Genomic DNA, 6,424 nt, shown 5'->3' with positions numbered 1-6,424 from the left:
TTGCAGTAAAAGCAGTCACTAGGACATTCACTAAAAAACTTCCAATTTTTGAAACCTTCATAGCTTCCATATCGCCTCAGTCGGTTATAAGTCACACATCCGCGCCTGAATACACTAGAAACAGTAATAGCAAATAATATGCCAGCTAGGAACGGCCTTCTGGGAGTCAAATGTTAATCATTAGTCTAACGTAACCTTCACCCCTTTTCTTCCAGATTTAGTAGTGACAGCGCAGGCATCTGGATTCCGCGAAATAGTGAGGGTTGGCTCGTTTCCGATACCTGCTAACTACACTTATCCTACATGGCCTCCTATTGAGGATGATTCCGCTCCCGGTACCCCCACGACTACTACGTTATGTTCAACGGACATGTACTGGCATCCGGAAAGGGGAGAATGTGTATCGTTGGGTTTTAGCTAAAGGAATCGAATTGATATGTGGACTCAACCCGAACGGGGAATTTTTTTACCACTACTTGCCCTAATAAGCACTGTAATTATTGTATTAGCAGCGCTAGCTATCGACTCAGGCCTTGTCAACTCATCAAAGGCGCAACACCAGCACAGTGCTGACTCAGCAGTTCTCGCCGCCATGGAGGCGTACATTAGCTCAAAAGATACTTATGGTGAGTTTGACGGTCAGGAGCCCGATTATCAACAAAGACTAGTTGATGCAACAGAGCGTGCCAAAGATATCCTCGGCCGAAATGTTTCCCTAATGTTTAGTAGACATTTTCTAGAACATACTCTAACGGAGTATCCGCAAAATAACATACAGGCTCTCCAGTCCGACGTTTCACGTAATAGTGGTGCAGAAAATGGGAAAATCATTCCAGGAGTCTGGCATTTCTCTGAGCCGCAAGGTGGCTGTGCTGCGTATTCAGCACCTTCCTATGTTTATTCTGAATCTGTGCTGCCTAGTTGTCCATGTCCATCGAACAAATGGGCAGGTGCCTGCTTCCAGGAGATTGCAATTGACAAAAGCAATCGCGCAAACGCCCTTAGACTAGAACTGCAACTGCGCGATGATTCTAAGTTAAGGACAATTTTTGGTGCGATTGCTAATCGAGATACATTTAATTACAGTGTGACGGCAACTGCGGCGCTCGTCCCTAGACACGGTTTGTTTCTCGCCGATGTGTCGTCTTCGGTAATATCTGACACCCATTTACGTCCGGATCGATTGTGGCCGGATAGACTAAACCTATCAGGAGAGTACAACTACTTAGCTTCCGACAATACCTGTTCGGCGCTAGCGGGGGCTCCTTATGCTGACGCATTACTCTATGGCGAGCTGGATGCGGTAAGGCCAGCCACTTTGCCGATCTATGCGAAACGCCATTATCGTTTTCGCTCAGATGGAGTGACGCTCGAGCATGCTTGTAGAAGCGCAAAGGGAAGCACAACTCTGGCAGGCCAAAACATTCCAAGCCGGACTTTTTTGTTCGAACAAGTAGTACCACCTCAACCCCTGACCGATATCCTAGATGGTATACATAGTGCCATGTTGTTATTTTCACAACGAAGAGTGGCTGGCGATCTTTTTGGCTTGGCAGGGTTTGACGATGACATCCTTAACGTTCGCACACTCAATATTGGAGAGCCTGTGCCGGATTTACAGTGGACGTCAACGTCTTGCACTCAGGGAGGAGAATTTTGTGAGTTTTACAAGGCAACTGATGCAAGCAACATAGATAATAAGATCGACAAACTCCTGTTCCCGAGAAAAGATGGGCTTCACGGCACTTCGGATAGGCCTAGGGTGTTTACCGATCTTCCGTATGCCTTGCAAGCAGGTAAGACGATGCTCGCCAATGCCAAGGCAACTTTTGGGGCAGAATCCGCGGTTGAGAGCTTCATCGTGATTTTTACCGACGGCATAACTATGTGCCGCTACGATGAAACTTCTACTGCTACTAGGTATTGCCGTACAGAGTCGAGTGTGTTTCGCGATTCTACTTACGAAGTTTTTGATATTGCTCAGCAACTTGCGCAGAGCAAAACCGCCGTTCATTTCGTTCTCTTCGGCGAAAGAGTAAGACCGCACACGCTTTTAAGAAAATATGATAACAAGCGTTGCATGAGAGAGGAGGAAGCACGTGAGCTTAATTATAGCATGGTCAAACCTCGTTTCGCTGGTGTTGATGACAATCCATTTTGGGCACCAAATATTTTCTATGACTATGCTGCAGTTCCTACAGGCGGTTCCTGGATCCCCGTGCGTCCTTGCTGCCGAAACGCTAAAGGCCAATGCGCCAATGTGACTACATTGTTAGACCAGAAGTGCGGGGCTAGCTCAGTATCGAATTTTGACGTCATCGCGAAAGATCCTTTTGATTATTTCGTGGATGCGAATGGCGACGGTATAAATGATGACGGTAAATACGACGATTTTTACAAAGATCAATTTCGCACGGGGCGATTGTTATGCGATCCGGAAGGTCGCTCAGAACGCACGCAAATCATGAGTGCTATTGGGAAAATTATAGAGGAAAACCCGATAATTCTGGTGGAGGCGCGTTAACGCAAAGTAAAACTAACGGGTCTTGTCCCGAAAAAGTGGGCACTCAGCAATTGTCGGGAACGAGTGATTCTCTACCTCCTTCGGCACCGTCGGGATTGAGGGAGATACAGTAGTCAGCGTACACTATCGCTTGAGGAGGATTTGTTATAGGCTGTGCTGGAATATGTCAGGCGGAGTGAGATATCTCCCAAAAGGTTCTTATGTCACTCAAATATTCTTACTACTGTTCGTTGCCGTTTGTCTTTTTGCTCCTAGGCTTGCCGTCTTTTGCGCTGGCGCATCCCGAGATAGAAGCTCGCATCGAAGTGCTTACAAAAAAGATTGAGGCAGACCCAAACAATGGCACGCTATATTTGCGACGAGGCGATTTACATCGCGAACATAGAGCTTGGGAGAAAGCACTCAAAGATTTCGCTAAGGTGCGCGATATCGAACCGAATCTCCCAGACGTCGATTTGTATAATGGACAAATGTGGCTTGACGCGGGAGAACCCGAGAAGGCGAGTGCATTGCTGGATCGCTACATCGCTAACCGTCCGGATGATGCAGAGGGATTTATTAAACGAGCACGAGCTTTAAAGCAGTTAAATCACCTCGCAGTGGCAATAGCAGATCTCGGGACTGCGATTTCGTTAATCGAGTATCCAAGTCCCGATCTTTACTTAGAGCGTGCCGCACTTCTCGGTCAATCTGGACCAGAAAACCGCGGGGAGTTGCGAAGTGGACTGGAGGAAGGTATCAAGCGTTTGGGGCCACTTGTAGTGCTTGTAGATGAGCTCATAAGGCTTGAGATAGAAGACAAGAACTACGAAAAGGCGCTGGCACTGCTAGACACATTGCCCGAGAAGGTGCAAGCGCTGCCCAACTGGCTTACACGGCGTGGAGATATTCTTCACCAGAGTGGAAAACTTCTTGAATCCAAAAACTTTTACCAGTACGCACTTGAAAAAATCAACAACCTGCCTGAGCACCGAAAAAATATCCCAGCGATTAAGCGCAACAAGCAAAAACTCGTAGAGCGACTTTCTGCCATTTCAGAGAACTCAAAAGCGCCGATGAACGATCTTACACAAAACGCAACTTCTCCTATTATCAGTGCGCAAAATGGAGACAAAAATCGAGATGACGCCCACTTAACTGCTATATTTTTCATAACTGCAATAGCGATTCTTTTTATTTGGCTGTTTTATAGGTTTGGCGCAAAACTTTTGCAAAAACGACCTTAGCTCAACAGTACTGTGCAATAATGTCATAGATAAGCTTCAATTTTACTCCATATTACACTTATATTTCAGTAACTTTTTGGTTCTCGCATGTCTTTTCGATGCAGTTCTCACATGGCGCATTTCTTGCTTTAATAAATTGATGACAAAGGGACACCTGGCGACAAATCGCTAGAATATTTTGTTCTCTAAAGGTTGGAGTATAAAACCAATATGTTAGCGGAAACTTTGCGTTATTGGCGCTCGATAGGTTTTGTTGTTTATTTGTTGCTGACAGTGGTATCCGCAGACGCCCAGGAGGTTACCCGTGGGCCCTACCTGCAATTGCTTAGCAGTAACAGCATTGTGGTTCGCTGGCGCACAAGCATAGCAACTGTTTCCGCAGTTAGATATGGCACCTCTTTAAATGACTTATCCATTTTTGAGCAGTCAAGCACTGCGGTAACTGACCATCAAGTGCAATTGACCAACCTTCAACCTAATACCATATATTACTACGCTGTGGGTTCACCCAGCACGGTAGCAACGACTGGCAATGTGCAGACGTTTTTTAAGACTGCACCACATGACTATAGCACTCAAGCTATCCGTGCATGGATATTAGGTGATTCTGGGACCGCTAACTCTGATGCTACTGCCGTGCGCAATGGCTACCAAAACTACGCTGCACAAAGGCCCGCGGATATGATTCTAATGCTTGGCGACAATGCCTATAACAATGGCACAGACTCTGAGTATCAGGCCGCAGTGTTTAACATGTATCCAGCACAACTAAGAAACACGGTTCTTTGGGCAACTCTTGGAAATCACGACGGGCGTTCGGCAAATTCATCGGCACAATCAGGGCCTTATTACAACATTTTTACGTTTCCCAAAAATGCCGAAGCAGGTGGTGTGGCTACCGGCACCGAAGCGTATTATTCATTTGATTATGGCAACATTCACTTTGTTTGCTTAAATTCCCACGATGTAGATCGCAGCACTACTGGAGCAATGCTTCGCTGGCTCGAAGCGGACTTACAAGCAAACGACAAGGAATGGCTCATTGCCTTCTGGCACCATCCACCCTATTCCAAGGGCTCACATGATTCTGACAATTACTCGAGCAACTATCAGATGTTCGACATGCGAGAGAACGCCTTGCCAATCCTAGAGGACTATGGGGTTGACTTGGTCCTAGCGGGACATAGTCACTCTTACGAGAGATCCTATTTTCTCGATGGCCATTATGGCACATCCGATACATTGACGAGCAGTATGAAAATAGATGGTGGAAACGGCAAGGAGAGCGGGGACGGAGCTTATAGGAAATCTAGCGGTGGTGCTCCCCATGCCGGGGCAGTGCATACGGTGGCGGGGAGCTCCGGTAAAGTTACATCTGCTCCATTAAATCATCCTGCGATGATGGTTTCGTTGGCTGTTTTGGGGTCGGTGATACTGAACGTAGAGGGACAAACGCTACGAGCCTCCTTCCTCGACTCATCGGGAAATGTAAGAGATAATTTCTCCATAATTCACGGGGCCGATATAGACCCACCTCGGATTACTGGCGTCCAAGCTAATATTGCAACAAGTGTAGAGGCTGCATTTTCCGAGGGCCTGGATGAAATTTCTGCAGAAAATCCTTCTAATTATGCAATTGATAATGGCATAAGCATACTATCAGCGACATTGTCGAGTGCTAGGACTGTTACGCTTAGCACCACGGCTCATGTTGTCGACAAAAATTACACTTTGACAGTAAATGGCGTTAAAGACATTGCTGGAAATCGCATCGCAACCAATAGCATGCTTTCCTACACGTATACAGATTTAGCAATATTTGAAACCCGCGTTAAATCGGGAGCCGATGACGCCGAAGAGCGCTTGTCTACCGGTGCAGTGGTAACGGGAAGCTCTGATCTTGAACTAATTTACGATGGGGCCGAGCAAATTGTCGGCATGCGTTTTGCTGGCTTAAATATTCCGCGAGATGCCGAGATTCGCAATGCATACATCCAATTTACAGTCGATGAGCTAGATTCTAGTGCGAGCTCCTTGATTTTTCAGAGTGAAAACGCGGACAATGCTCTGACTTTTAGCGAAACCGCAGGAAACATTTCCTCTCGTCCGCGCTCACAGCAATCCGCATCCTGGAGCCCGGCTTCGTGGACGCCAATAGGTGCAGCCCAAGCCGAGCAGCGCAGTCCAAATCTATCTACAATCATACAAGAGATAACCAATAGGCCAGGCTGGTTAAGTGGAAACGCCATCGTCATACTCGTTACTGGAAGTGGTAGTGCTAAGCGAACTGCCATTGCTTACGATGGCATAAGCACGAGCTCACCGCTTTTACACGTAGAATATTCCATAACAGCCCCTGAACCTGATCTAACCGCCCCAGCTGCTCCAACTGGCCTAAGAGTAATCAACTAAGCAAGGGAGGGATTAATTGAATTGCAACAAATTGCATAGAGACAAGCACAAGCAGATAGACAAGATGACTTAGTCAACCTTATAATTATGGTTGTTGGTGTAGATTTTTGTTTTGCCTAACTAATTGGGGAAACGCCTGACTTCCGCGGAGAAAAAAGGTGCGTAAATTCCAACTATGCGAAATTGTTGGCAAAATTTTTGATTTTTGCTGATTTCGTTTTGTAGTGCCTAGTAAATATTTACCCTTGATGACTGAATGGGT

At 46.4% G+C, this 6,424-nt stretch carries 3 protein-coding genes; all 3 read left to right on the top strand.

Going from position 1 to position 6,424, the window contains the following annotated elements:
* The first annotated feature begins 436 nt into the window (after window positions 1–436).
* Window positions 437–2,524, top strand: a complete 2,088-nt coding sequence (locus IT291_00755) for a Tad domain-containing protein (protein MCC6219750.1) — start codon at window positions 437–439, stop codon at window positions 2,522–2,524.
* A 200-nt stretch (window positions 2,525–2,724) separates the two neighbouring features.
* Window positions 2,725–3,750: a hypothetical protein gene (locus tag IT291_00750; GenBank protein MCC6219749.1), complete on the top strand. Its 1,026-nt coding sequence runs from the start codon at window positions 2,725–2,727 to the stop codon at window positions 3,748–3,750.
* A gap of 210 nt (window positions 3,751–3,960) precedes the next feature.
* Entirely contained in the window at window positions 3,961–6,162 is a 2,202-nt protein-coding gene (locus tag IT291_00745; GenBank protein ID MCC6219748.1) for a metallophosphoesterase family protein, read from the top strand.
* Window positions 6,163–6,424 lie beyond the last annotated feature (262 nt).

This window comes from Deltaproteobacteria bacterium, assembly GCA_020845775.1.
Taxonomy (GTDB): Bacteria; Bdellovibrionota_C; UBA2361; order SZUA-149; family JADLFC01; genus JADLFC01.
This window is presented reverse-complemented; position numbering and strand designations above follow the sequence as displayed.